This is a genomic window from Flavobacterium procerum, assembly GCF_042431625.1.
Classification (GTDB): Bacteria; Bacteroidota; Bacteroidia; order Flavobacteriales; family Flavobacteriaceae; genus Flavobacterium; species Flavobacterium procerum.
This window is the reverse complement of record NZ_JBHLYW010000022.1, coordinates 96,879-123,862: the sequence shown is the minus strand read 5'-3', so window position 1 is coordinate 123,862 and position 26,984 is coordinate 96,879. Positions and strand designations below refer to the sequence as shown.

Genomic DNA, 26,984 nt, shown 5'->3' with positions numbered 1-26,984 from the left:
ATTAAGAAAAGCAAAATGAAAATAAAACCTAAAGTATTTAATACACTTGCCGAACTGCATAAAGCAATGGGGCAGCCTTCGCCTGCTCATCCGCTTATTAGCATCATAAATTATGGAGAAGCGGTCTTTGATCCAGCAGATTTTGAACACGGAACAATACTGGATTTTTATAAAATCTCATTTAAAACCAGTTTCAATGGAAAAATTAAGTACGGGCATGGTTTTTATGATTTTGAAGCAGGCGGAATGTCGTTTGTAGCTCCCGGACAACTCTTAAAACTTCAGGAAGAAGAAGCAGATTACAGCGGACTTTCGTTGCACATTCATCCCGATTTTATTCGTCCTTATTCTTTGAATGCAACAATCAAGCAGTTTGGTTTTTTCAATTATACGGCTTCTGAAGCTTTGTATTTGTCTGAAAAAGAAAAGGAAACCATTTTGGGAGTTTTTAGCAACATTCAGCAAGAGCTAAACGAAAGAATCGATGCTTTCAGTCAGGATGTAATCATCACTCAAATTGAGCTTTTGCTGCATTACAGTAATCGGTTTTACAACCGCCAGTTCATTACGCGAAAAGCAGTTAATAATGACCTACTGGCCAAGCTCGAGACATTGTTGAATTCTTATTTCAACGATGAAAAAGCTTTATTAAACGGTTTGCCAACTGTCGCTTTTGTAGCAGAAGAATTATATGTTTCTCCAAGATATTTAAGCGACTTGCTTCGAAATCTCTGCGGACAAAATACCCAGCAGTTTATTCACGATAAATTGATTGAAAAAGCAAAAGAGTATCTAACAGCCGGAAATCTCTCCATTTCTGAAATTGCCTATAAACTTGGATTTGAGCATCCGCAATCATTTAATAAATTGTTCAGAAAAAAGACAAACTGTACGCCGGTCGAGTTTCAGCAGTCTTTTTATAAAAACTAGCGATTCAATTGGCAAATCTTTGATTTTCAAACAAAAACCTTCAAAGTCTCTACGATTTAGAAGGTTTTTTTGTGCGTAAACTGGAATTTAGCTATTTTTAAAAACTTTATTATATTTCCGAATCAGTTGTTTTTAATCTTATATGACCAGAAGTTATATTGCATTTTTATTATTTCTTTCTTTGTATTGCCATGCATCTCAATATCCTGCGGTTTCTGGTGCCGTAAATCGAGAAAAGTTTTTTTTGGCTAAAACAAAAATTAGATATTTTCTGGATAAGGGAAAAGAATTTTTATATAAACCCGAAAGCTTTAAAAAAGATATGGACAGTGCCAAAGCTAATTTCAATAAAGCTTTTGCACTTAGTAATAGGATTAAAGATCATAATCTCATTAACGAATGCATTGTGGGATATTCTGAGATTTTGTTTGAAGAAAATAACTATTCGCAAGCCGAAAAAAACTTGCAAAAAGTTATCGATTATTATCATAAAACAAAGCAATTTGAAAAAGAAGCAGCTACATGGCAGATGCTTGGCGCCAGATTATTCTGGAAGACTCCAAGAAGTTTTGAAACTCTAGAAAATGCTGTTAAAATATTTGATAAAGCCACCATTTTATATAAAAATTTGGGACTTCAGGATAAATTTGCTTTCATTCTCAAATACAAAGCCGATGCGCATTTAAATCAAGGAAGATTAGATCTTGCAGAAAAAGAATTGCTTCAGGTTTTGGAAGTTTACAACAAAACAGGTTATAAAAAACTGCATTTTACTTACGATCTTTTAGCAGATGTTTATCGACTAAAAGGTGATTTGGGAAAGAACCTTTATTATTCACAGCTTTGTGTTAACAGTATGGAAAAGGCAAGAGATTTTCGCTTCGCTCCTGTTTTTTACCAACAGCTTGCTATTGCCTACAAGGATTTAGGCAAACATGACACAAGCATTGATTTAATGAAAAAGGCGATTGTTTTTCTAAAATCTGAGAAAGAAATGGATTATTCTAATCTGTATGAGTTTATCGATTTATTAAGCAAAGAACTTGTACAGGAGAAAAAATACAAGGAAGCGTTGCATCAGGTTCAGAAAATACTAAAAGAATATCCGCCCAAAAAGAAAACCGATCAGGCCAGAATGCACGGTTCATTGGCTTATTGCTATAATAAAATTGGACAGGTTCAAATTGCCGAAACCAACTTTAAAAAGATGATTACTTTGTATGAAGAAAATACTTCTTCAACTATGTATGTAGCTAATTTGTCTGGTGCATATTTTGAGTTCGGGAAGTTTTACGAAGAACATAAAAAGTACGATCAAGCGAAGTATTATTTCGAGAAATCACTTAATTTTTCTAATGGAATTGTAGAGCTTTCGCAGGTTAAAGAAGCTAATTTATACCTTTTTAAAATTGATTCTGCAAACGGAAAATACAACAGTGCCATTAAATATTTTCAAAAATTCAAGAATCTGAATGATTCTATTTTTAATGAAAAAAAGAACAAACAGATTGAAGAACTTCAGATATTATACGGCCTTGAAAAGAAAGAAAAAGAATTTTCTAATTTAAAACTTGCAATGGATGCTCAAAGAACGACAAATATCAAGTCACAAAGCACCATTAAATTTGGTATCTGTGTCGTTGTTTTTCTTTTTGTAAGCACTATGCTTTTCTGGGGCAGTTATAAATCAAAACAAAAAAACAATGAACTTTTGATCAGTCAAAAAAATGAAATTGATCAAAAAAATATAGCATTGCAAAAACTGTTAAACGAAAAGGAATCATTGATGCAGGAAATTCACCATCGGGTAAAAAACAACCTTCAGATTGTGATGAGTCTTTTAAATTCGCAGTCTTCAACTTTAAAAAATCAGGAAGCATTTGATGCCATTCAAAAGAGCCAACATCGATTATTTGCTATTTCATTATTGCATCAAAAACTATACAGAACAGATATTGTGAGAGAAATCGAAATGGAAAATTATATTAACGATTTGATGGTGAATTTTGGTCTTACTTTCGATATGCAACATATTGATTCTGATATGCAAATTGACCCGATACTTCTCGATGAAGCTCAAGCAGTTTCTGTTGGACTTATTTTGAATGAAACAGTTACAAATTCAATTAAATACGGTTTTCCAGAGAAGAAAAAAGGTCTTATTTCTGTAAAACTGCAGTCGTTGGAAAATTACAGGGTAATACTTCAAATCAAAGACAACGGAATAGGTTTTCCCGAAGATTTAAATTTTGATACCACTGCTACTTTAGGAATCAGTCTGATAATCGGTTTAGGGCAACAACTTGACGGTCAAGTTTCGTTTTTTAATGATAATGGTGCTGTTGTTGAAGTTGACTTTGTAAGAAATACTATTTCGTAATAAGCTTAAAATAAAATATTTATTAACAGAAAACCCCAAAATAATTTGGGGTTTCTTTCTGATAGGCTTATTCTTTACCATGGACTTTCTTCACTTTCGTCTTCGATATCATTGCTGAAGAATTTGCCTGTTGGGCCGTTTTTATCCGTTATAGTATGTTTAACGATAAAATTCGCCGCGCTTTCTACAGAACCTGGACCGCTGAAGTGATTGAAATCGGTTGCGGTATAACCTGGATCTATCGCATTTATTTTAAAAGGCAAATCTCTTAGTTCGTATGCCAAAGTAATCGTAAAAGCGTTTAAGGCAGCTTTAGACGCAACATACGAAACGCCTTTAATAGCGTAGTATTTCCAGCTTGGGTCACTGTGTAACGTAAGAGAGCCAAGTCCTGATGTTATGTTACTAATTCTTGGATTCTCTGATTTTTTGAGTAAATCCATAAAAGTTTGCGTAACATTAATAACTCCAAAGAAATTAGTTTCAAATGTTTCGCGAATTCCGTTTAAACTTGCTATAGACGCTTCTTGTGGCAAAGCACCCAGAATTCCTGCGTTATTAATTAAAACATCAAGTTTTCCTTGCTCCTGCTCTATTGTATTTTTAGCTGCAAGAATACTTTCTGCATTTGTTACATCAATCTGAATGGCTTTGATGTTTTTATAACCGTTTTCGGTTAAATCATTCACAACCTCTATTCCATTTTCTAAATTGCGGCTTCCTAAATAAACAAAATATCCTTTTTCTGAAAGCTGTTTGGCCGTTTCCAATCCAATGCTTCTATTTGCTCCTGTAATCAATGCTGAATTCATTTTTTATCTTTTTAAAATTATCTGATGCAAAGTTTCAATAATAAAAAAAGAAAACATTTGCCATATGGCAAAAAGCGATTTAGCGAATGTTTTTTCTAATTCGGCTTAAAGAAGATTGTGTGATTCCGAGATAAGAAGCCAGATAAGACAGCGGAATTTTATTGATTACATTTGGATATTTTTCCATAAACGAAAGATAACGAGTTGTTGCATCTTCTGAAACGAGCGGACTTCTTCTTTCAATTTTCAGCATCAGGGCTCTCGAAATTATCTTATGAACAATCGCATCCCAGCCTATAATGGTTTGTAACAGTTCTTCCCAGTCAGCTTTAGAGAAAACAATCATTTTACAATCGGTAACGGCCTGAACATAAGCAGAAGAGCAAATACTGTTGTTGAAACTCTCTAAGTCAACCACTAGATTGTTTTCTTCGATAAAATATTTGGTGATTTCGTCGCCTTTATTGTTGTAATAGCAAACTCGCATTATTCCTTCTAAAATAAATCCGACTTGTACGGAAACCTTTCCAGCTTCCGAAAAATAATTATCTTTTTTGATTTCAATTTCCTCTGCTTTTCTAGAAATCAAATCGATTTGCTGTTGGTTTAAATTGCCATACTGCAAGATGTATTCTACTAGTTCTTTCATGACGGAAAGTTAAGGATAGCTTTTTGGCAAAAAATTGTCATTTGGCAAAAAAATAAAAACTATTGTTATTCTCTGTTGCCTATTTAAGTTCGTAAAATCTTTTCCATTGTTTTGCCTTTCGCCAATTCATCAACTAATTTGTCAAGATATCTGATTTTTTGAATCAACGGCTCTTCGATTTCTTCTATGCGATAACCACAGATAACGCCAGTAATTTTCACAGCGTTCGGATTCAGTTCAGGAGCTTCGGCAAAGAAAGTTTCAAAGTCGGCTTTCTTTTCAATTTGCGCTTTAAGTTGTTCGTCACTGTATCCTGTTAGCCATTTGGTTACTGTATCTACTTCTTCTTTAGTTCGTCCTTTTTTTTCGGCTTTTTGAATGTATAAAGGATACACACTTGAAAACAGTAATTTATATATTCTTTCGTTATTCATCTTTGCTTTATATTAGTAGAACAATTAACTTATTCTTCAATTGGATTATAATTGCTAAATCGGACTAGATAATCATTAGACCCTTGATATTTTCCGGAATAAAGTTTTATTTCTTTATTCCCACGAATGATAAAACTCTCAACATCTCCATCCATAAAATTAACTTTAGCAAATTCAGTCAAGCTGTCTTTTGTAAGTTTTAGAAAGGTCGTGGTCGAACCTCCGTAAACGCTCAAAGCATCTATACAATTTAGATTTTTATTATAGTTGAGATTTGGATAGTTGTCGGAGTTTTTTATTTCTATAAATTTATTCTCTTTTTTTGAAAAAATGAACAATTTCCGAATATCATTAGAGCCTCTGGCCGCTACTGCATAATGAATTGTAAAATCGTTTAAACCATCATTATTAAAATCTTCTATCTCTGGAAGCATCGGAATATCGCTTTCTTTATTTAAAATATAATTCTGGATGTTTTTCCAGCGTTGGTTCTGCTTCTGAAAAAGCGCTATAGAAACCTTTGTAATTGTGTCAGTCGAATTTTGAGTAATCTCAATTTTGTATTTTCCTTTTGCAGCAATTGTCAAACTGTCTATAAAAGTTTCTTTGAACTCCTCTACTGTTTCGTCATCTTCATCATCTGCGCTTTTAATGACAGTTTCTTTGTAAATGCTGTCTTTTGAGTCTTTACTTTCATTAGTTTTCCCCGTTTTATCTTTACAACCAATAAATAAGATAAAAACAATAAGTGTCAGCAGGTTTTTCATTTATATATTTTTAATTTGTCTTAAAATTATAAAAATTAGTAAAGTGATGGTTCTAGAGTGTTATAAATTATTCAAAGATATCGAAAAGCGTCCTGGAATGTTTATTGGAGAGCTTTCGCTTGACAGGATTAATCTTTTTGTTACAGGATATTATACGGCTCTTATTGAAAATAATCTTATTGCTGAATCAAAAAATGAATCTTTCTTTGATTGGACTGCACAAAAATTGGGTTATTACGAATCGACTGCTGGCTGGGCCAATATGATTCTGGCATACAGTCTTGGTTTTGATCCAAAAGAAATTATTTGGGAAGATTTTTTTGCCCGTCAGATTGCAAAAGAAGAGCATATTCAATCAATAAAATTGTTTTATGAACTGCTTGAAGAATTTAAAAATGAGATGAGCGAAGAAAATAATACTACACCATAATAGAATTAAAACTATATTTATAATTCCAAATCTATTTTTAAATGCCACAGATGTTTATGAAAAAAAATATTCTTTTTGTACTGTCAATTTTAATAACATTAATTATTGGAATCGTAATCGGTAAAACCAAAGTCTTTGAAAAACAAGCGGAAGAAGAACATAAAAAAGTAGTAATTGATACGCAAGAAATAAATTTTCAAAAACGATATGAAAATGAACATCCAACCTATACCGTTTTTGGCGGGCCTCCGGATCCTAAAGATCAGTACAGGTATATAATTGCTAAGTTGTATAATTTTCGTTTTTCTGTAAATGGAACATCCTGTACCAATATAGTGGACCATAGTGCAGATGTAAGGCATAACAATAGAACGGATAGCATTTTGCAAAGACGAATCGGGAAAAATTGGAGAGATCGTTTTGAAAATAGTGTTGACAGTTTGTATAAAGTAGATTCTTTAGCGATTTCGATAACTGAAAAAAGCATTTTAGTCAAAAACGCAATCAAACAAAAGGAAAAGACGAATAAAGCGAAATACATCAGCTACAAAACGTATCCAACAACTAATAAAAATCTGAAAATCGTAAGCGTCGAATGGTACGGAAAGATTTATAGAGATTCTATCAAAGTTAGTTTTTTAAGAGCAATTGTTGATCTCAAAAATAAAAAAGTGACCGAAATTGAAAAAGCAGAAAGAGAAGGAAATCAATTTATGTTCTAATGATAAATTGTTGTTGTAAAGTATTGATTTTTAAACAATAATTCAATATTTATTCTAGAATTAATTTAACTTTATTACACAAAACTAACCTCATTAAATTCAAAGAAAATTATGGAAAATTCATCAAACGATAAAGCCCCAAAAGTTACCGGAATTGGCGGTATTTTCTTTTTTTCGGACAATCCTAAAGAAACTCGTGATTGGTATTCTAAGAATTTGGGAATCGAAACCAATGACTGGGGAGCAACTTTTGAATCGAGAAAATTGGCTAATCCAGATGAAACGGAATCACTACAATGGAGTCCGTTTAAGAAAGATGATTCCTATTTTTCTCCTTCTAAAAAAGAGTTTATGATCAATTATCGTGTTCAGAATATTGAAGGACTTGTTGAACAGCTCAAACTAAATGGTGTGACAATTCTTGATGCTATTGAAACTTATGACTACGGAAAGTTTGTACATATCATGGATGCAGACGGAAATAAAATAGAACTTTGGGAACCCGCTTAAATAACCTAATTTTTGCACAAAAAAAGCATGATAATTACTAAAAAGAATAAACTTCCGCTTTACCTTACTTCTGTTTTGGTACTGTTGTTCGTGATTGTATTTTCATTTTTTAAATTATTCCCTAAAACAGAAGAAATAAAAAATGTAACTTTTATTGCTTCGAATATTTCTTACAGCAATAACAAAGCTTCAATTCTAGTGAAACTGAATGACTCTATTATTGCTAAATCGGAAGACATCAAAATAATGAAGAACCCTGTTTTGAGTTTAAAAGACGGTTTGTATACTATTGAAGTTTCAAATCTTCAGAATGAGTTTACAATCAAAAGGGAATTCCAAATTATAAACGGTCAGAAAAAGTACATTTATATCAGCTTTACCAAGCTTTTGTATGATGAATTTCTGCCTATTTATAAACAGGAATATTTCAAAAGATATGTAAAAAATAAAAAGTTTACGACTGAAGAAAAAACAGAAATCTGGAAACAAGTAGACCAAAAGTTCACTACAAAGTCTCTTAAGGTGTTAGGATATTTAGAAGAAAATCCTTCTTTCGAAGTAAAGATTTTAGATGAACGTTATATGATAAATTAGCAATTAGATTTTAGAAATCAACTCTTTACCTCCACAGTTGAGTACAAAAACATCAAAAGTCTTTTTGTTCTTTAGCAATTTGAGAACTTTGTTTTTTTGTTTCTCGAAGATGCAGGAGTTAACATCAATCATTAGCATTGTTTTTTCAATTTTATTAAAAGCAATAATAAATCCTCGCTGTACAAATATCGTATACGTTTTATAATCAAAATCTTCGTTGAAATTGCCATAGTTTTTCAATGCAAAATTTTGAATTTTATATTTCTGCTGCACAAAATCTTGATCACTTGTAAAAGTGCATTCCAATATGGATCCTGAATTTGGATCAATGACAAATTTATCCTGATTGGTTTCAATATAAAATGATGTTATCTTTTTGAAATTGGTTTTATTAAACAGGTAATCAGGAAAATTTGTATCTACTTCTTTACTATCCAAATTTAATTCTTGAACTTTTATTTCTTTATTGAATAAAACTTTTTTATAAAAACTTTCTTGAGAAAAGGCTGTAAAACCTGCTAAAAGCAGTATTAGAAAACTGTTCTTTATCATAAGGTTATTAATTGAATTCAAATGTAGATTATTAAATATTCTAATACTAATAATTCTATATATTCGCAGCAAAATAACAACAACCCCAAACAATTAACCTAATGAGTGAAATTTTTAAAATTAAAGAAAATGGTTTCGATGAAGTCAGGAAGCAAGTAATCATCAAAATAGTAGCAATTGCAATACTTGCAATGTCTTTTGGACTTCTTATTTCGTTTTTTAATACCGAAAGTACAGAAGAGTTTATCAACTTTCTCCCTTTCATAATGCTATTTCTTGTTGTAAGTATGTTCATCGGATTCAGATCAGCAGTTAAAAGATACAAGTCTTTTTTTGAAAGTTATCAGTTAAACTTTGCAGAAAACAATATTAGCAGAGAACAACAAAACACGCCAGTTTTAACCATTCAGTTTTCGGATATTCAGTCAATTTCGCAGAATAAAAAAGGAGATTATACGATTAAAGGAAAAACCTCGAAGGAAACAATTTATATTCCGGCACAAGTTGAAAATGTTCAAAAACTAGAATCAAAACTTCAGCAAATTAAGCCTGTAGTGCAGAAAGACCAAAAAACATTCGATCAAAAATATGCTATTCCGCTTATGATCATAAATCTTGTTTCTATGGCTGTGGTTTATGTTTCGTTTAATAAAATCCTTGTTGGAGTCTGTGCGGTTATAGTCAGTTTTATCCTTATTCGATCATCGATTATCATTATAAAAAACAAAAATATAGACAGCAAAACCAAGAGAGGCGTTTATTACACGGGATTGGTTTTACTCTCCATAATAGTTGTTGCAATAATGAAAATTACTGCTTTTTAAATACAAAAAAGACTGAATACTTAAAGGCATTCAGTCTTTTTTTTGATTGTTATAATGGATTCTGAATCGTAAATTTCAGGATTTTTGCAGTTGATCTGAATTTCGAAATCTTTTGTATTGATGTCTATTTTGCTGTTACACCCGTCTGGAAACCAAAGAATTTTATTAATTTCCTGATTATTTAAAAAAACAATTTCAAAAGATTCTAAATCCTCTATATCTGCTACATATTCATGTTCATTTGCAAAAGCCAATCCTGAATCTAAGAATAATTGATATTTATTTTTTGTATCTTTTATTTCAAATACAACAAATAAAAAAGTTCCGTCTTGATCATCACATTTTATGAATTGACTTATTTTTTGATTGTTTAATTCAGGAAAAAGTTCATTTCCATCTTCAAATAGACTGTCTCTGGGCTCTAATCTCATTTAGGTTGTGAATTTCTTCTAGTTCCAAATTCCATTCATTTCGGTCAATATGATTGGTTTTCCTTCTGTCACCACAATTGTATGTTCGTGTTGTGCCATAAAACCGCCTTTATTTCCTACCATCGTCCAACCGTCCTGCAGTGTTTCAGCATAAGTTGAAGTTGTTGCGATAAATGTTTCAATCGCGACCACCGAGTTTTTCTTAAATCGGGTCAAATTAAATCGGTCTCTGTAATTGGCTATTTCATGCGGTTCTTCGTGAAGGCTTCTTCCTACGCCATGTCCAGTAAGGTTTTTAATTACTTTGTAACCTCTTTTTTTAGCTTCGGTTTCCATCAAAAAGCCAATATCAGAAATACGCACACCGCCTTTTATGTTATGAATTGCCTTATGCAGGATTTCTTTAGATGCTTCGATTAATTTTTGATGTTGATTGATGTCCTCTCCTATCACAAACGACGCTCCGTTGTCTGACCAAAAACCTTCTAATTCTGCCGAAACATCAATATTGATTAAATCTCCTTCGTTAAGAATTCGTTTATCAGATGGAATTCCGTGACAGAATTCGTTATTTACGCTAATGCAAGTGTAACCCGGAAAACCGTATGTAACGTAAGGTGCAGATTTTGCTCCAAAATCATTTAGAATCTGTGCTCCGTAATTGTCAATTTCTTTTGTAGACATTCCGGGTTGGGCATAATTTCTCATTTCTTTTAAAGCAAAAGCGACTGCCTCGCTTGCTTTTTTCATTCCGATTAACTCCGCTTCTGTTGTTATTGACATGTTTTTTTATTTAATGCTCCTAAAATAATACTTTTTATTCTAAATATCTTTTATAAATAAGAATTACGATTGACCAAGCTTAGTTTTAGGAAGGATATAAAGTCACGAGAGCGATTTGATTATTTAGTTTTAGACTTCCAGCCATTTTTATGCGCGAAATCTTTAACAGTAGCTTTTATAGCGTTCTTATAGAATTTTTCTGTTTTGTCAGAAAAGGCAATGTCGTTTCCGCCTGTAAATGTCTGATAAAATCGATATTCTTTATCATAAACCAGCTCATTGCTTTTTAAATTGTAGACCATAATTCTTATATACAATTCATCCGTAAGACTTTTATCAGGATGAAGCTGAAAAACAGGCAAGTTATTTTGTACCGATTTCATTTCAGTTTCAATTACATAGTCACAATTCGTTTTTTCTTTGTAAAATGCAAGAGCGGTAGAATTGCCTTTTAACATGATATTGATAGTAGACAAAGAATTGTAATCACGGATCGATTTTACGGTACCAAAATTTTCAGGAAGTATTTTTTTATAAGCATCAATGATTTCGGTTGAATAATAACCATTGATATTTAAAACTGCTTCGTCAATCAGCCAAGTGCTTGATTTAGGGTTTACATCTACTGGATTTACGATTGGGTAGACGGTATAATCGGTTCCGGCACATGAAAATAAGGTGAAAAGCAATAAAAAGTAGGTAGATTTTAAATACATTAGGTTAAAAGTGGTTTTTGGTTGATTCGTTTTTGTTTCCAAAAATATCTTTTTAATGCAATATCCTCAAAACGGAATTTCAGACATTTCTGGAAATTTTGTTTGCAGTCTTCGTCTTAGTTTTTCTATCTTCACACAGAATAAAAATACTATTAATAAGCCTTTTCTGAATGCAGCAAAAATAGCGCCATCAAAAATACGAATTGAAAAAAAGTAAATAAATTGTGTTCTTTATTCGATAGAAAATTCATCATTTATTAGGAACGCTTTTATTTCTAGATCAATACAAAGTTTAATTTATGAGAAATGAAGATAGCTGCAAAGCTTTTGAACGTTACTTAATTGCCGATTCTTATCTGCCAGAACATGCTGTAAAATTATGGCAAGATTATACTGAACAGCGTTTTCTGAACAAGGATAAAAATGATTTCTATCATAATTATGTTTCATGGAAACAAAAGGACAATCAAATAGCTGTTTTTACAACGCGCTCTTATGCCGATTTAGAAATGAACAAAAAATTTGATTGCATCTTTAATTACGACAATCTAAATGAATTTGTTTTCGAAAAATTTAAAGTAATACAGTCCATATACGAATGCTGGGCACCTATTAACTGTGTTGAAGATGGCCATGGACATTTGCTTATTTTAGAATTTGAAAATGAAGTGCCGCAGCTTCTTTATAAATTACATAAAGAAGAAGAACGAAGAAATACAATACCTAAGATTCACACTAGACTAGGATTTTGCACTATTGAAGATTTTCCATTCATTAAGGAAAAAATCAAAAGTTATTAGGGTAATTGAAATTAAAATGGGAATCAACTAAATGGATAAGAAATTCAATTATCAATTGACCAGAACCTGCAAAGAGTGCAGTAATAAAGATATTTTTGAGATCACCAAAATAGAATGCGCGTTTAGTCTTTATAATTTTAAAGAAATTTGGAACAAGGAATGCTCAAAATGTTCGAGTACGATTTGTTATTCGTTGTCAAAATCGTTTGTCGCGGTTGATCAGGAAATCTTAGATCTCTGGGGCAGTGACGAAAAGTTGTATTTGGACGAACAAGATGAAGAATTAATTCTGGCAGAAATGGATTATCTGCCTTTATTATTGTCTTCTATAAACGAAAATAAATATCTGGAAAGAAAAACAGAAATACTTCTTGAGGCTTTGTGTGTGCTTCTATACGACAATACCGTTGATGACGAAGAGTTTACAGAAGAAGAAAATAAAGCAAGAGAAAAAAACGCAGCACTTATTAGACCAGAATTGATCAAACTAAAAAAACAAATAAAGGCTTCTGAAAAGTATATGATGGACTATATCAAAGAAGTTGTTTTTCCTCAAATTGGAATTGAATAAATAATTGTAAAATAGATGAAAAAAATAGTAATTCTCGCACTGTTAATGACTGCAAACCTGTATGCGCAGGACAGCCTCGTATACAGACAATCAAAAGCTGTTATGTTTGCCAATTGGTACGTTTTTTTTCCAAATAATACTTTCAAGCATTACTTTCAAACAGATGATGGACAGCTATTTTACGGCGTCGGAGATTTTGAAGATCATGGCCGAAAAAGAATTTTACGATTTCGCAACCCGGACTTTAATTTTAAGTGGGTATTCCAACCTAAATACGAATCAAATTTTAGGCGCATTCTAATTCGTAAAAAGTCCGGTTTTAAATCTAAAGATTTTTATTATACATCCAGAAGGAATTCTGTTTATTTCATACCTCACACAGGAAAGATATGAGAAAAATTACTTTACTGCTTTTTATTTTTATTCTGTAGTCGTTTACTAATAGAGAAAAAATTTCTTTGTCAGGAAGTACCAATTTCTCAGAAACCTGCCATAAATTGGGAAACGAATTAAGAAAAAATGGACATGGTGTCCAAATTATTTAATTCGTTGTCTATTCGCAGGGCTATATTTTTTCCCATCATAATGCCAAACTTGATCCCAAACCATATCAGTATCAGGTTTTGAATTTCTCGTTAAAAGATACGGAAGCTTGCTTTTGGAGGTAGAAACAATCCTTAAATCGTTAATGTTTTCAGGCTCTGTACTTTTGTACAGCACTTTAAAAGTATTGTTGTGATGCAAAACGATGCTTGCCGAATTCTCAGAATTAATTATTGAAATTATGGTGTCGCTTTTTGTTGATTGAAGATGAATACCGCTTTTCTCAAGTCCGTAATACGATTTAGGCAAATCAAGTTCGGTAAGCAATTTTTGAGTCAATACAGAATCTTTTAGTATGGTGTAATTTGGATTTTCAAGATCTTTTTCAAAATTACTTACAGCATAATATTTGTCTGATTTGATTTTCTTGTCTGTTTTGTAAACAGCAATAAAACCTGGCGTAATGTTTTGATTTAGATATTCTACACGAACAAAATCTGCATTACAGACAAACTTATTGCTATCGTCATAAATGGCTAGTTTTTGAAGTCCTCTTAAATCAAAATGTTTTGCGGCTAAATCTGCCGGAAATCTATTTCTGCTGTTTTCATCGTCTGAATAAATCAGTGAATCTGCAAGTTTTTCTAGTTTAGTATATTCTTTTGTTGAAATGTCATCTTTAGTGAAATAAAGATCAATGTAAACTTCATTTTCGTTTGAAAAATAGAAATCGTTTACAAATCCAAGATAATGGATGTTTTCGTTTAATGGATTTGTTTTTTTCTCTTGCTCAACAGTCAGATTTTTTGGAATGGAAGTGTTTGAAATGGTAGATTTTTCTTTTTTTGAACAACTGAAAGCTAATAAAGCAGTTGTTAGTAATAGTAATAGTCTCATTTGTAATTTTAGGGCTTTTATGAAATTTGTTTTTAATTTGTTTTTAATTTGATTTTATTTTAATTAAGTTTTCTACTTCGTCTATTAGATCCACCAGCTTTTGTCGTTCTTCAAAACCAGAATTTTTTTGTTTAATTTGATACAAAGGATCGTAACTAGAAAAGTATGTCTTTTTATTACCTTGTGTAATTTCAAAACTTTCATCAACACAATCACTTCTTGTACTATATTTTAGTACTGTTCCGTCTTCATATTCTATCCGCTCAATATTCAGCTTATCTTTATCAATATTGAGTTTGTTTTCTTTTGCAACCGAGTTGATTAAAATCCAAAAATCAGGAATCTTTTCCTTCTTGATTCTTTTTTTGCTAATTTCAATTTTCTTTAAATTATCCTTCGGAAAAAACACATTATATCTCACAACATTTCCATCATTTTGAAAAACGATCAGATTTGAATGAATACCGCCTGCCCAATAACTTTCAAAGCCAATTTTAATGATTAATGAATTTTCATCTTTAAGATTCAGCAACTTAACATAAGGATTTTGCTTATCACCTATTTCTTGGAATTCAATTTCCGGAATCTTAAAATCTTGCGAATAACAAACTGACTTTAAAAAGAGTAAGATTATCAAATGTATTTTTCTCATTTATTCTATTGAATAATTTGTGATAGAAGTTATTATGGTCATTTACTCAGATTTTGTTAATTGGCTAAAACTTAAAAATACTTGCGGACATATAGGTATCGTCTACTTATTATTTTTTTTGCTCAGTACAATACTACAGAAAAAAGAAATGCTGTTGGGAATTTTTGTTAAAAAAATCCCAACAGATTTTTCGTTTGAACCATTTTATTGGTTAAGTCTAGAAAGAGATACGAATCAAACCAGAATAGTTTTTAAAGTTTTTTTTGCGACAATTTTTTTTTTTGAAATTATTGTATTTAATACTTAACAATATCATTTTTTAAAATCCACCCATTTGTCTTTACTCCATTTGCATTTGTAAATTCTATATAGACAAAATATTGAGAATTGCCAATGGCTGTGATAATCTCGCCAAAAACTAGGTAGGCTTTGTTTTGGTTATAAATGTTTGGTGTTGAATGGAAATATGCTTTCGATGTTATTACCTTATAATTAATATTGTATTCTAAATTTGATTCGGTATAATAATTTTGATTGTTTTTTATATAATAAGCTTTGTTTTGTGAAGAATAGGAACTTAAATATTTACTGCTGATATAACCTTCATAATTATCGTAACCATAAGTAAAAGTGTTATACTTTTTTACACTGACTTTTTCCCAATCGCCAAAATTGTATAAAGATGTAATTTCATCACCATAATTCAATTTACTAATTATATTTTCAGTAATTTCTGGAGTTGTTCTTACATTAACCTGTGTGGCATTTATGTATTTTTTAACTGAAAAGTTATCGGTCTTATTGCTTTCTTTTTCTTTTGCTCTGTAATAGCCATTTACGTAAGTTCCGTCATTTCGATAATATCCCTCTATCCATTCGGATTCTGTGTTGGTTGAACTTATATGGTTATAATTATTATTCTGGGAATAATTACCATACGAGATATTTGGGTTGTAATTTCCTTGATAACTATAGTTATCAATAACAGTAGAATTAGGAGCTGTCCTTTGATGAGGCTGAACATAAGTGCCGTTACTTTTGTAATAGCCTTTAACATTGACTTGAGAATATGAATTAACAACAAATATTAAAAGAAAAAAATGATATTTTTTTTTCATTGACTTTTAGAATTTTATACAAAAATCGCTAATAAAAAGGAAAACCTAACCAGTTAAAACACCTGATTTAGAAATATCATATTTAATTATTTGAGTTTTGAAAAAAAAACAGAAGCATAAAAAAAACTCCTTAATTTCTTAAGGAGTTTCTTTGTGGGCGATGAGGGGTTCGAACCCCCGACCGCTTCCGATGTTAATCGGAATGCTCTGAACCAACTGAGCTAATCTTTGTTTTTCCTGTTGATCCTTAAAAATCCAGAAAATATAAGGCATAAAAAAACTCCTTAATTTCTTAAGGAGTTTCTTGGTGGGCGATGAGGGGTTCGAACCCCCGACCGCTTCCGATGTTAATCGGAATGCTCTGAACCAGCTGAGCTAATCTTTGTTTTTCCTGTTGATCCCTAAAAATCCAGAAAATATAAGGCATAAAAAAACTCCTTAAGAAATTAAGGAGTTTTTTAGTGGGCGATGAGGGGTTCGAACCCCCGACCGCTTCCGATGTTAATCGGAATGCTCTGAACCAGCTGAGCTAATCTTTGTTTTTCCTGTTGATCCCCTAAAAATCCAGAAAATATAAGGCATAAAAAAACTCCTTAATTTCTTAAGGAGTTTCTTGGTGGGCGATGAGGGGTTCGAACCCCCGACCCCCTCGGTGTAAACGAGGTGCTCTGAACCAGCTGAGCTAATCGCCCTATTTTATTAGGTTGCTATCGTTTGTGATTGCGAGTGCAAATATACAGCTAGATTTTATATTTACAAGTCTTTTTTTGAAAAAAGTAAAAAATAATTTCAATAAAATATTTAGGAATCTATTTTTCAGTTGTTTAAAAAGAATAAAAAAAACGCATTTTCTTAATTTTAGTTAAATGTTGAATTCAGAAAAGCTATTTAGTGATAATCCTTTTGCAGTAATTTGCTATAATCATACCTTTGCTTACCTTAATTGTAAACTCAAATGGCAAGATTTCAAGAAAACGATTTACCGAAAGCGAAATTAAACGCTAACTCTCTTCAAAAAGCACTCCGAATTTTTAAATATGCTAAAAGCCATAAATGGAAATTTTTCCTAGGTTTGATTTTTCTATTTCTAACCAGCGCTACTGCCCTTGCCTTTCCAAAATTAATGGGAATGCTTGTAGATTGCGTTACCAACAAAGATCTTTCAAAAGCAAACGAAATCGCATTAGGTTTAATGGTGATTTTAGTTCTTCAGGCAGTTTTTTCTTTTTTTAGAATTTCATTATTTGTGAATTTTACCGAAAATTCCCTTTCCAACATTCGCTTTGCGCTGTATGAAAATCTAATCAAATTACCAATGTCGTTTTATTCGCAAAAACGTGTTGGAGAATTAAACAGTAGAATCAGTGCAGATATTTCGCAATTACAAGATACATTCAGTACGACAATTGCTGAGTTTTTACGTCAGTTTATTCTAATCATTGGAGGTTTTGTAATTTTAGGAAGCATTAGTCCAAAATTAACTTTAATGATGTTGGCAATTGTACCTGTCGTTGCCGTTGCTGCTGTAATTTTTGGAAGATTTATTCGCAAATACGGAAAAAAGACACAAGATAAAGTAGCAGAAAGCCAGGTTATTGTAGAAGAAACGCTGCAAGGAATTAGCAATGTAAAAGCATTTGCTAACGAATGGTATGAAATTCAGCGTTATAAAAATAAAATTAGAGAAATCGTAAAAATCGCTATTAAAGGCGGTCAGTACAGAGGTTATTTCGCTTCATTTATTATTCTTTGCCTTTTCGGATGCGTTGTTGCCGTAGTTTGGTACGGAATCACCTTAACCATAAAAGGTGAAGTTGAAGGTGTTGGCGATTTGATTTCATTCGTATTATACACCACTTTTATTGGTGCGTCATTTGGAGGAATTGCCGAAATGTACGCACAGATTCAAAAAGCGGTTGGAGCAACTGAACGTGTTTTTGAATTATTGGAAGAAACTCCAGAAGAAATTAACGCTAAACCAAGACTTACTGCTGTTGAGAAAATAAAAGGAAATGTAGCGTTTAAAAATGTGGCTTTCAGTTATCCATCAAGAAAAGAAGTTCAGGTTTTAAAAGACGTTAACTTCAATGCCGAATTCGGACAGAAAATAGCAATCGTTGGGCCAAGTGGTGCCGGAAAATCTACTATTTCTTCTCTCTTATTACGTTTTTACGATATCACTTCAGGAGAAATCTCAGTCGACGGAAAAAATATTTACGATTATGATTTAGAAGATCTTCGTGGAAACATGAGTATTGTTCCTCAAGATGTAATTTTATTTGGAGGAACAATTAAAGAAAATATTGCTTATGGGAACCCAAATGCTTCAGAAGAAGAAATTATTCTGGCAGCAAAACAAGCAAATGCTTTTAATTTCGTAGACGGTTTTCCAGAAAAATTTGAAACTCTTGTGGGAGAACGCGGTGTTAAACTTTCTGGCGGACAACGCCAGCGTATTGCTATTGCGAGAGCTTTACTTAAAAATCCAAGCATTTTGATTTTGGATGAAGCTACTTCGTCTTTAGACAGTGAAAGCGAAAAACTGGTTCAGGAAGCTCTAGAAGTTCTAATGGAAGGAAGAACAAGCATTATTATCGCACACCGTCTTTCAACGATTAGAAACGCTGATAAAATCTTAGTTCTAGACAATGGAAAAATATCAGAACAAGGAACGCATCAAGAATTAATAAACCTTGAAAATGGAATTTATAAAAACTTAAGCAATCTGCAGTTTAGCAACTCTTAAATGTTTAAAATTCCAATAAAAAACTCCGTTTGTATTGCAAACGGAGTTTTTTATGGTATTATTTAAAGCAAACCCGACAGGTTTTAAAAACTTGTCGGGTTATAAATATTTTGGAATTTGGAATTTAAAAAATTGGAATTTACAACTAAAATTTTATTTCCCTTTTCTTCTGTTGCGTTCTGCTTTAATCATAGACAATTCACGGCTTGTTTGACCGGCTACAGAAGTGTTTTCTTCAGCACGTCTGATTAAATAGGGCATAACATCTTTTACAGGTCCAAAAGGAAGATATTTAGCAACATTATAACCATTTTCGGCTAAATTATAACTGATGTTATCGCTCATTCCATACAATTGTCCAAACCAAATTCTGGAATCATTTTTTGTCATTCCTTTCTCATTCATCATTTCCATCAACTTGTACGAACTTGCCTCATTATGAGTACCTGCAAAAATGGCCATTTTGTCTATATGTTCTAACATATAATGTACCGCATTATCATAATTTACATCTGTAGCTTCTTTAGATACACAGATTGGAGAAACATAACCTTTTTCTTCCGCACGTTTGTTTTCTTTTTCCATATAAGCACCACGCACAAGCTTCATTCCGATATAAAAACCTTCATTTTTAGCTGTTTCATGAAGTTTTTTCAAATAATCAAGACGATCCCATCTGTACATTTGTAACGTATTAAAAACAATAGCTTTGTCTTTGTTGTATTTGCGCATCATGTCGGTAACCAAGTCATCTGCTGCGTCCTGCATCCAGCTTTCTTCACCATCAATCAACAAGGCTACGTCTTTTTTATAAGCTTCACTGCAGATTTTGTCAAAACGTTCAACTACTCTATCCCATTCTGCTTGTTCTGTTGGCGTTAGAGTTTGTTTTTCGCCTAATTTCTCATACAATTCGAAACGTCCCAAACCTGTCGGTTTAAAAACAGCAAACGGAATCGCAAGACGTTCTTTTGCAAATTCGACTGTTCTTAAAGTCATTTCAAGAGCAGCGTCAAACTGTTCCTCTTCTTCTTTTCCTTCAACAGAATAATCCAATACAGAAGAAACGCCTTTTGTAAACATTTTATCTACCACTGTCAAGCAGTCGTTCTCGTTTACACCTCCACAAAAATGATCAAATACAGTTGCACGAATCAATCCCTCTACAGGAAGATGTGCCTTTAAAGCGAAGTTTGTAACAGCAGTACCGATTCGTACCAAAGGCTCGCTGTCAATCATTTTAAAAAGAAAATAAGCTCTATCAAGTTCCGTATCGCTTTTCAAAGCAAAGGCAACCTGAGTGTTATCGAATATTTTTTCCATTAAGTATAGTTTTTTGTGCAAAGATATAGAGAGTTTTGAATATTATTTATCAAAACGTATCCTATTTTTTAATATCTTTAATATGAATGTCGTTTTCACTCATGTATAAAGTAAATTTGAGATAATTAGAATTATGACAATCAAATTAGAATTTTAAACAAATTAGAATCAAAGTTTGAATATTAATTAGCCAAAATTGACTTATTTTTGCGCTTTTCAAAATTAACTAAAGAACTATGCAGTCTATTCAAGCCAATAATTACCTCGTACATTTTAACCAAAATGCTTACGAAGCTTTAAATAAACATTTAAGAGAAAATAAGTATTCTAACATATTTATAATCGTTGATGATCAAACGAATGAATATTGTCTTCCTAAATTTATCCCACATTTAGAGACTGAGTTGGCTATCGAAATTATCGAGTTTGAAGCTGGAGAAGCTAATAAAAACATCGAAACCTGCATTGAAATCTGGAATATCTTGACTGAGTTGGGAGCTGATCGAAAAACATTGGTTATTAACGTAGGTGGTGGTGTTGTGACCGATTTGGGAGGTTTTGTTGCTTCTACTTTTAAAAGAGGCGTAGATTTCATCAATGTTCCTACTACTCTATTGTCTATGGTTGACGCTTCTGTTGGAGGAAAAACCGGAGTTGATTTAGGGAATCTTAAAAATCAAATTGGTGTAATCAATGTACCGCAAATGGTTTTGATAGATACTGAATATCTAGAAACGTTACCTCAAACTGAAATGCGTTCTGGTTTGGCAGAAATGCTAAAACACGGACTAATTTATGACGCTCCGTATTGGAGACAGTTTTCTGATTTAAAATCGATTGTTTTTGACGAATTAGATCAATTGATTTATCGTTCGGTTGAAATCAAGAATGAAATCGTTATTCAGGATCCAACAGAGAAAAATATTCGTAAAGCCTTGAATTTTGGACATACTTTGGGCCATGCTATTGAAGGATATTTTTTAGAAAGCGAAGAAAAAACTACTTTATTGCACGGAGAAGCAATTGCGGTTGGAATGATTTTGGAAAGTTATATTTCGCTTCAAAAAAATCTAATTACAGAACAAGAATACAGAGAAATCAAAACGGTTATTAAAGGTATTTATGAAGATGTAGTTTTTGAAGAAAACGACATTGATCCGATCTTAGAATTACTAATTCATGACAAAAAAAATGAGTACGGATTGATTCAATTTGCGTTGATTGAGGGAATCGGCAAAATAAAAATTAACCAATCTGTTGAAAATAAATTGATTCTAGAAGCGTTTCAAGATTATAAATCTTAAACTTTTTTTAATCGAAAGCGTTGCATTTGGTATATTTTATTTTTTACATTTGCCCCATGAAAACAAACAAGCATCAAAGACAATTCAGCTCTTATAGAAACCGCCTCAACAGTTCTTTATTAAGAATGTTGAATCGTTTTTACAATAGTAAAAGTCCGTTCTGTTTTGATGTTTTCCAATGTACAAAAGCCGAGCACGAAAAACTGCCGATTATATTTGCCAATATTAGAGTTTGAATCAAGATTTAGCACCAAATCATCATCTAAATTATCCATTCACAATTCTAAATTTTGACACATAAATGAATACAAAATATTCTGATCTTATAAACCAGACATACTACTTTCCACAAGAGGAATTTAAATTAAGCAAAGACAACCTTCTGTTTCATAATATTGATTTAATGAAATTGGTTGAACAGTATGGCACACCTTTAAAATTTACTTACCTTCCTCAGATTTCTGAAAACATCAACAAAGCAAAAGCTTGGTTCAGAAAATCAATGGAAAAGAATAAATACGACGCAAAATATTACTATTGTTATTGCACAAAAAGCTCTCATTTTGAATATATTATGAATGAAGCTTTCAAAAACAATATTCATATCGAAACTTCATCTGCATTTGACGTAAACATTGTAGAAAATTTGTTGGAAAACGGTAAAATCAACAAAAGCACTTATGTGATTTGTAACGGTTTTAAAAGAGACGAATACATTACCAACATTGCAAGATTAATCAATAACGGACATAAAAACACTATTCCGATTATTGATAATTATGAGGAACTAGATTTGCTTCAAGCAGATATTAAAGGGAAATTCAAAATTGGAATCCGTATTGCTGCTGAAGAAGAACCTAAATTTGAGTTTTATACTTCAAGATTAGGTATTGGTTACAAAAACATTGTTTCTTTCTATAAAAAACAAATTCAGGAAAATGACAGATTAGAGCTTAAAATGCTTCACTTTTTCATTAATACCGGAATTAACGATACATCATACTATTGGAATGAGCTTGTAAAATGTATCAAAGTTTACATCGCACTTAAAAAAGAATGCCCTACTCTTGACGGATTGAATATTGGTGGAGGTTTCCCGATTAAAAATTCTCTTGCTTTTGAATACGATTACCAATATATGATTGATGAAATAATCAATCAGATTAAAATTGCTTGTGATGAAGCTGAAGTAGATGTTCCTAATATCTTTACAGAATTCGGATCATTTACAGTTGGTGAAAGTGGCGGTGCAATTTATCAGATTTTGTATCAGAAACAACAAAACGACAGAGAAAAATGGAATATGATCGATTCGTCTTTCATTACTACTCTACCTGATACTTGGGCGATAAATAAACGTTTTATCATGTTGGCAATCAATCGCTGGAATGATACATATGAGCGGGTTCTGTTAGGAGGACTTACTTGTGATAGTGATGATTATTACAATTCTGAACAAAATATGAACGCTATTTATCTTCCAAAATACAACAAAGAAAAACCGTTGTATATTGGTTTCTTTAATACAGGAGCATATCAGGAAACTATTGGAGGTTATGGTGGTCTTCACCACTGCTTAATTCCACAGCCTAAGCATATTTTGATTGATCGCGACGAAAATGGAATCCTGGCTACTGAGGTTTTCTCAGAACAACAGACTTCTGACGATGTTTTAAAGATATTAGGCTACAAAAAAAAGTTATAAAAAACGACAAATTAAGTTAGATAAATATTTAGAAAATTCTTAATTTGCATAAACATCTAAAAGGTTAAACTTTTAATTCAAAAAAAAAAAAAACAAGAAAATGAAAGGACCAATCAGTCAGTTTATAGAAAAACATTATCTGCACTTTAATTCTGCTTCTTTAGTTGATGCTGCAAAAGCTTACGAAGAACAGCTTAATAATGGTGCTAAAATGATGGTGACTTTGGCTGGCGCAATGAGTACAGCAGAAATTGGTAAAATTTTTGCCGAAGTTATTAGACAAGATAAAGTACAAATTATTTCGTGCACTGGAGCAAATCTTGAAGAAGATATCATGAATCTGGTAGCGCATTCGCACTATGAGCGAGTACCGCACTACCGCGATTTAACTCCAGAAGATGAATGGGCTTTGCTAGAAAGAGGATTAAACCGTGTTACAGATACTTGTATCCCAGAACATGAAGCATTTCGTCGTCTTCAAAAGCACATTTATAAAATCTGGAAAGATGCCGATGACAAAGGAGAACGTTATTTTCCACATGAATTCATGTATAAAATGTTGTTGTCAGGTGTTTTAGAAGAATATTACGAAATTGATTTAAAAGATAGCTGGATGTATGCAGCTGCAGAGAAAAATTTACCAATTATCGTTCCTGGATGGGAAGATAGCACAATGGGAAATATCTTTGCTTCATACGTAATCAAAGGAGAGCTAAAAGCTTCTACAATGAAATCTGGAATTGAATATATGACATTCCTTGCAGACTGGTACTCAAAAAACAGTAGCAATGGTGTTGGTTTCTTCCAAATTGGTGGTGGTATTGCGGGTGATTTCCCTATCTGTGTGGTGCCTATGTTGTATCAGGATATGGAAATGCACGATGTTCCGTTCTGGAGTTATTTCTGCCAAATCTCAGATTCTACAACCAGTTATGGTTCGTACTCTGGAGCAGTTCCAAACGAGAAAATCACTTGGGGTAAATTAGATATCAAAACCCCTAAATTTATTATTGAGTCGGATGCTACGATTGTTGCTCCGTTAATTTTCGCATATTTATTAGATTTATAAAATAATTTATGAAAAGAGTTATAGTAGACTACGCTAAACTTACCAATGAAATTTTAAACCTTTTGGTTGAAAAATTCCCTGATGGTTATGATGATTCGGATGTAATCCGTTTTAGAAATGCTAAAAACGAATTGGTTGAAGCTGTTGAAGTACGTACTGAAGATACTATTTACTTAGTAAAAATTAGTACTAAACTTGCTGACAGAATTGAAAACTACGATGAAGATGATGATTTAGATGTTGATGTAGACGCAATCGCACCAGTAAAAGGACTTGATCTTGATGATGATATCAACGATGACGACGATGACGAAGATGAAAATCTTGACAAACCAGATACTGATGGCGATGACGATGACGATGATGAGAAAGCAGATACTGATTATGATGAAGACGAAGAAGATGATGAAGATTAGTCAATTCATTTAAAATACAAGAAGGAACTCATTTGGGGTTCCTTTTTTTATATTTTGAATTAAATTTTAAACAAAATTTATATTTTTATACTTTGTAAGATTATTACTAATTTTATATTTGTCATAAAAATTACATGCCAATGACTTCAGAAATTTTACATGCAACTTTAAAAGAGAATTTTGGTTTCGAAAAATTCAGGCCAAATCAAGAAAGTATAATTAGTACAATACTTTCTCAACAGGATGCCTTAGCTATTATGCCTACGGGAGGTGGAAAATCGATATGTTTTCAGCTTCCCGCCCTTATCTTGCCTGGAATTACAATCGTAATTTCACCTTTGATTGCCCTGATGAAAGATCAGGTTGACAGCTTAAAAACAAACGGAATAGCAGCATGTTATATAAATAGTTCGCAATCTTCTCAAGAACAGCAATATTATATCGACAATTTAAAATCTAATAAATTTAAGCTAGTTTATATAGCTCCTGAAAGCCTTTCTTATTTAGATGTAGCCTTTAATGAACTAACTATAAGCCTAATTGCCATTGATGAAGCACATTGTATATCGTCATGGGGACATGATTTTAGGCCAGCTTATACCAATTTAGGGTACTTAAAAAACCGCTTCCCTTCTACTCCAATTCTGGCATTAACCGCCACAGCAGACAAAGCAACCCGTACAGATATTACCAAACAATTAAATCTAAAAAAGCCTAAAACTTTTATAGCATCTTTTGATCGAAAAAATCTGAGTTTAGAAGTCAGACCAGCCTTAGATCGTGTAAAACAAATTGTTGATTTTGTTTCTGATAAGCCCAACGAATCTGGAATTATTTACTGCCTTAGCCGTAAAACAACTGAAGAGCTTGCAGAGAAATTGAAGAAAAACGGAATTACTGCTAAAGCTTATCACGCAGGTTTAGATAACGAAACCCGTGCTAAAACTCAAGATCAGTTCATTAATGACGACTGCCAAGTTGTGTGTGCCACTATTGCTTTTGGAATGGGAATCGACAAATCAAATGTTCGTTGGGTTATTCATTATAATTTGCCAAAAAACATTGAAGGTTATTATCAAGAAATCGGAAGAGCTGGACGCGATGGACTTCCGGCAGAAACCATTTTATTTGAAAGTTATGCAGATGTGATTCAGTTACAGAAATTTGCTTCAGACGGATTGAACGCTGATATTCAGCTGGCAAAATTAGATCGCATGAAACAATACGCCGATGCTGTTAGCTGTCGCAGAAAAATTCTGCTTTCTTATTTTGGAGAGTTAGTAACCGAAAATTGCGGTAATTGCGATATTTGCAAAAATCCGCCAACTTTTTTCGATGGTACGATTCTCGCGCAAAAAGCTTTGTCTGCCATTACACGTTTAAAAGAATCTGAACCTCTAGCCGTTATTGTAGACTTTTTGAGAGGCTCGAGAAACGCATATATCTACGAAAAAAATTATCAAGAGCTAAAAACGTACGGAATTGGTGCCGATATTTCTTGGTATGATTGGAATCAATATCTCATTCAGCTTATTAATTTAGGATATTGCGAAATTGCTTTTCATCAACATAACAAAATATTGCTTACTCCTTTTGCTAAAAAAGTTTTGTTTGAAGGCGAAAAAGTAAAATTGACCACAGTTGTCAAGAAAGCAATTGAGAAAGCAGAAATAAAAGAAACCAAACCTAAAGCGGTTAAAAATTCCTTATTTGAAACGCTTCGCAAATTACGTTATGAGATTGCACGAGAAGAAGAAGTTCCGGCTTATGTTATTTTTAGCGATGCTTCTCTTCGCCAGATGGAGATTTTAAGACCAATGAGCGATGAAGAGTTCCTTGCTGTTGAAGGTGTCGGAAAAGCTAAACTTGAAAAATATGGAGCCGATTTCATCAAAGCAATTATTGAGTTTGAAAGAAATAAATCGGTTGTTAAAAAAGAGAAAAAAGACAGTACTTACGCCAAAACATTAGAATTATTTCAAAACGGACTTTCTGTAGAAGAAATTGCAGAACAACGAAATTTAGGAGAAACTACCATTATTTCTCATTTAGCTAAATTATACGTTGACGGAAATGATATAGACTTAATTCAATTTGTCTCAGAAGATGAAATCCTGAAAATTGAAAAAGCAAAAATTGAATTAGAAAATCCAAATGCCTTAAGACCTTACTTTGACTATTTTGAAGAAAAAATGTCTTATGATAAAATTCGTTTTGGATTGGCATTTTTGGAGAGAAAACTTCTAACTATTAAATAAAAACTTCATTTTTTGTCATTTCGACGAAGGAGAAATCTTCACAAGTAG

Annotated in this window: 28 protein-coding genes and 3 tRNA genes; 16 read left to right on the top strand and 15 right to left on the bottom strand. The window is 32.3% G+C overall.

Features of this window, described 5'->3' with window-relative positions; genetic code table 11:
* Positions 1–15: 15 nt before the first annotated feature.
* Together ACFFLS_RS20085 and ACFFLS_RS20080 are read left to right on the top strand one after the other, a co-directional pair.
* Positions 16–930: a helix-turn-helix domain-containing protein gene (locus ACFFLS_RS20085; RefSeq protein ID WP_379686943.1), complete on the top strand. Its 915-nt coding sequence runs from the start codon at positions 16–18 to the stop codon at positions 928–930.
* 142 nt (positions 931–1,072) lie between these two features.
* The gene (locus tag ACFFLS_RS20080; protein ID WP_379686941.1) at positions 1,073–3,310 is read left to right on the top strand and encodes a histidine kinase dimerization/phosphoacceptor domain -containing protein; all 2,238 of its coding nucleotides are present in this window, start codon (positions 1,073–1,075) and stop codon (positions 3,308–3,310) included.
* A gap of 74 nt (positions 3,311–3,384) precedes the next feature.
* Here the strand turns inward: ACFFLS_RS20080 and ACFFLS_RS20075 are convergent, their stop codons facing one another.
* The 4 genes from ACFFLS_RS20075 to ACFFLS_RS20060 all read right to left on the bottom strand — a co-directional run bounded on the left by ACFFLS_RS20075 (position 3,385) and on the right by ACFFLS_RS20060 (position 5,972).
* The gene (locus ACFFLS_RS20075; protein WP_379686939.1) at positions 3,385–4,122 is read right to left on the bottom strand and encodes an SDR family NAD(P)-dependent oxidoreductase; all 738 of its coding nucleotides are present in this window, start codon (positions 4,120–4,122) and stop codon (positions 3,385–3,387) included.
* Positions 4,123–4,201: 79 nt separating this feature from the next.
* The gene (locus ACFFLS_RS20070; protein ID WP_379686938.1) at positions 4,202–4,771 is read right to left on the bottom strand and encodes a Crp/Fnr family transcriptional regulator; all 570 of its coding nucleotides are present in this window, start codon (positions 4,769–4,771) and stop codon (positions 4,202–4,204) included.
* 83 nt (positions 4,772–4,854) lie between these two features.
* Complete coding sequence (locus ACFFLS_RS20065) at positions 4,855–5,205, bottom strand: DUF2200 domain-containing protein (protein ID WP_379686936.1); 351 nt, start codon at positions 5,203–5,205, stop codon at positions 4,855–4,857.
* A gap of 29 nt (positions 5,206–5,234) precedes the next feature.
* A complete protein-coding gene (locus ACFFLS_RS20060) occupies positions 5,235–5,972 on the bottom strand; it encodes an XAC2610-related protein (RefSeq protein ID WP_379686935.1) in 738 nt (245 codons plus the stop codon).
* A 46-nt stretch (positions 5,973–6,018) separates the two neighbouring features.
* Between ACFFLS_RS20060 and ACFFLS_RS20055 the strand changes: the two genes are divergently transcribed.
* The 4 genes from ACFFLS_RS20055 to ACFFLS_RS20040 all read left to right on the top strand — a co-directional run bounded on the left by ACFFLS_RS20055 (position 6,019) and on the right by ACFFLS_RS20040 (position 8,228).
* Positions 6,019–6,402: a hypothetical protein gene (locus ACFFLS_RS20055; RefSeq protein ID WP_379686933.1), complete on the top strand. Its 384-nt coding sequence runs from the start codon at positions 6,019–6,021 to the stop codon at positions 6,400–6,402.
* 56 nt (positions 6,403–6,458) lie between these two features.
* Positions 6,459–7,124 (top strand): hypothetical protein, encoded by a 666-nt coding sequence (locus ACFFLS_RS20050; protein WP_379686931.1) that lies wholly within the window; start codon positions 6,459–6,461, stop codon positions 7,122–7,124.
* 111 nt (positions 7,125–7,235) lie between these two features.
* Positions 7,236–7,634 (top strand): VOC family protein, encoded by a 399-nt coding sequence (locus ACFFLS_RS20045; RefSeq protein ID WP_379686929.1) that lies wholly within the window; start codon positions 7,236–7,238, stop codon positions 7,632–7,634.
* Positions 7,635–7,661: 27 nt separating this feature from the next.
* On the top strand, positions 7,662–8,228 hold the full coding sequence (locus ACFFLS_RS20040) for a hypothetical protein (RefSeq protein WP_379686927.1): 567 nt from the start codon (positions 7,662–7,664) through the stop codon (positions 8,226–8,228).
* A gap of 3 nt (positions 8,229–8,231) precedes the next feature.
* On the opposite strand, the gene ACFFLS_RS20035 is transcribed toward ACFFLS_RS20040, so the two are convergent.
* Positions 8,232–8,780, bottom strand: coding sequence for a hypothetical protein (locus tag ACFFLS_RS20035; RefSeq protein WP_379686925.1), 549 nt, complete (start codon positions 8,778–8,780; stop codon positions 8,232–8,234).
* Positions 8,781–8,881: 101 nt separating this feature from the next.
* Here ACFFLS_RS20035 and ACFFLS_RS20030 point away from each other — a divergent pair, with 101 nt between their 5' ends.
* On the top strand, positions 8,882–9,604 hold the full coding sequence (locus ACFFLS_RS20030; RefSeq protein WP_379686924.1) for a hypothetical protein: 723 nt from the start codon (positions 8,882–8,884) through the stop codon (positions 9,602–9,604).
* Between the two features lie 20 nt (positions 9,605–9,624).
* Here the strand turns inward: ACFFLS_RS20030 and ACFFLS_RS20025 are convergent, their stop codons facing one another.
* The 3 genes from ACFFLS_RS20025 to ACFFLS_RS20015 form a co-directional block, all read right to left on the bottom strand.
* Positions 9,625–10,035: a hypothetical protein gene (locus tag ACFFLS_RS20025; protein WP_379686922.1), complete on the bottom strand. Its 411-nt coding sequence runs from the start codon at positions 10,033–10,035 to the stop codon at positions 9,625–9,627.
* An 18-nt stretch (positions 10,036–10,053) separates the two neighbouring features.
* On the bottom strand, positions 10,054–10,818 hold the full coding sequence (gene map, locus ACFFLS_RS20020) for a type I methionyl aminopeptidase (protein WP_379686921.1): 765 nt from the start codon (positions 10,816–10,818) through the stop codon (positions 10,054–10,056).
* A gap of 119 nt (positions 10,819–10,937) precedes the next feature.
* A complete protein-coding gene (locus tag ACFFLS_RS20015) occupies positions 10,938–11,534 on the bottom strand; it encodes a hypothetical protein (RefSeq protein WP_379686919.1) in 597 nt (198 codons plus the stop codon).
* 55 nt (positions 11,535–11,589) lie between these two features.
* Between ACFFLS_RS20015 and ACFFLS_RS20010 the strand changes: the two genes are divergently transcribed.
* The 3 genes from ACFFLS_RS20010 to ACFFLS_RS20000 all read left to right on the top strand — a co-directional run bounded on the left by ACFFLS_RS20010 (position 11,590) and on the right by ACFFLS_RS20000 (position 12,905).
* Positions 11,590–11,751, top strand: a complete 162-nt coding sequence (locus tag ACFFLS_RS20010) for a hypothetical protein (RefSeq protein ID WP_379686918.1) — start codon at positions 11,590–11,592, stop codon at positions 11,749–11,751.
* An 82-nt stretch (positions 11,752–11,833) separates the two neighbouring features.
* Positions 11,834–12,334 carry a hypothetical protein gene (locus tag ACFFLS_RS20005; protein ID WP_379689618.1) on the top strand — a complete coding sequence of 167 codons (501 nt, stop codon included), beginning with the start codon at positions 11,834–11,836 and terminating at the stop codon, positions 12,332–12,334.
* Between the two features lie 31 nt (positions 12,335–12,365).
* Positions 12,366–12,905: a hypothetical protein gene (locus tag ACFFLS_RS20000; RefSeq protein WP_379686915.1), complete on the top strand. Its 540-nt coding sequence runs from the start codon at positions 12,366–12,368 to the stop codon at positions 12,903–12,905.
* A 537-nt stretch (positions 12,906–13,442) separates the two neighbouring features.
* On the opposite strand, the gene ACFFLS_RS19995 is transcribed toward ACFFLS_RS20000, so the two are convergent.
* The 6 genes from ACFFLS_RS19995 to ACFFLS_RS19970 form a co-directional block, all read right to left on the bottom strand.
* Entirely contained in the window at positions 13,443–14,345 is a 903-nt protein-coding gene (locus ACFFLS_RS19995; protein WP_379686913.1) for a hypothetical protein, read from the bottom strand.
* A 43-nt stretch (positions 14,346–14,388) separates the two neighbouring features.
* Entirely contained in the window at positions 14,389–14,997 is a 609-nt protein-coding gene (locus ACFFLS_RS19990; protein ID WP_379686912.1) for a hypothetical protein, read from the bottom strand.
* Between the two features lie 296 nt (positions 14,998–15,293).
* Positions 15,294–16,115, bottom strand: coding sequence for an SH3 domain-containing protein (locus tag ACFFLS_RS19985; RefSeq protein ID WP_379686911.1), 822 nt, complete (start codon positions 16,113–16,115; stop codon positions 15,294–15,296).
* A 154-nt stretch (positions 16,116–16,269) separates the two neighbouring features.
* Positions 16,270–16,342 (bottom strand) — tRNA-Leu (locus ACFFLS_RS19980).
* A 235-nt stretch (positions 16,343–16,577) separates the two neighbouring features.
* Positions 16,578–16,650: transfer RNA gene (locus ACFFLS_RS19975), tRNA-Leu, on the bottom strand.
* 79 nt (positions 16,651–16,729) lie between these two features.
* Positions 16,730–16,807, bottom strand: a tRNA-Val gene (locus ACFFLS_RS19970).
* A gap of 263 nt (positions 16,808–17,070) precedes the next feature.
* Here ACFFLS_RS19970 and ACFFLS_RS19965 point away from each other — a divergent pair.
* Entirely contained in the window at positions 17,071–18,861 is a 1,791-nt protein-coding gene (locus tag ACFFLS_RS19965) for an ABC transporter ATP-binding protein (protein WP_379686909.1), read from the top strand.
* A gap of 153 nt (positions 18,862–19,014) precedes the next feature.
* Here ACFFLS_RS19965 and ACFFLS_RS19960 read toward each other — a convergent pair whose 3' ends face one another.
* Positions 19,015–20,184: a proline dehydrogenase family protein gene (locus ACFFLS_RS19960; RefSeq protein ID WP_379686908.1), complete on the bottom strand. Its 1,170-nt coding sequence runs from the start codon at positions 20,182–20,184 to the stop codon at positions 19,015–19,017.
* Positions 20,185–20,420: 236 nt separating this feature from the next.
* Here ACFFLS_RS19960 and aroB point away from each other — a divergent pair, with 236 nt between their 5' ends.
* From aroB to recQ, 5 genes are all read left to right on the top strand, one after another.
* Positions 20,421–21,488, top strand: a complete 1,068-nt coding sequence (aroB, locus tag ACFFLS_RS19955; RefSeq protein ID WP_379686906.1) for a 3-dehydroquinate synthase — start codon at positions 20,421–20,423, stop codon at positions 21,486–21,488.
* 301 nt (positions 21,489–21,789) lie between these two features.
* Positions 21,790–23,193, top strand: coding sequence for a type III PLP-dependent enzyme domain-containing protein (locus ACFFLS_RS19950; protein WP_379686902.1), 1,404 nt, complete (start codon positions 21,790–21,792; stop codon positions 23,191–23,193).
* Positions 23,194–23,293: 100 nt separating this feature from the next.
* Positions 23,294–24,262, top strand: a complete 969-nt coding sequence (locus ACFFLS_RS19945) for a deoxyhypusine synthase family protein (protein WP_379686901.1) — start codon at positions 23,294–23,296, stop codon at positions 24,260–24,262.
* An 8-nt stretch (positions 24,263–24,270) separates the two neighbouring features.
* Positions 24,271–24,678, top strand: a complete 408-nt coding sequence (locus ACFFLS_RS19940; protein WP_379686900.1) for a DNA primase — start codon at positions 24,271–24,273, stop codon at positions 24,676–24,678.
* A gap of 140 nt (positions 24,679–24,818) precedes the next feature.
* Positions 24,819–26,936, top strand: a complete 2,118-nt coding sequence (gene recQ, locus ACFFLS_RS19935; RefSeq protein WP_379686899.1) for a DNA helicase RecQ — start codon at positions 24,819–24,821, stop codon at positions 26,934–26,936.
* Positions 26,937–26,984: the final 48 nt, after the last annotated feature.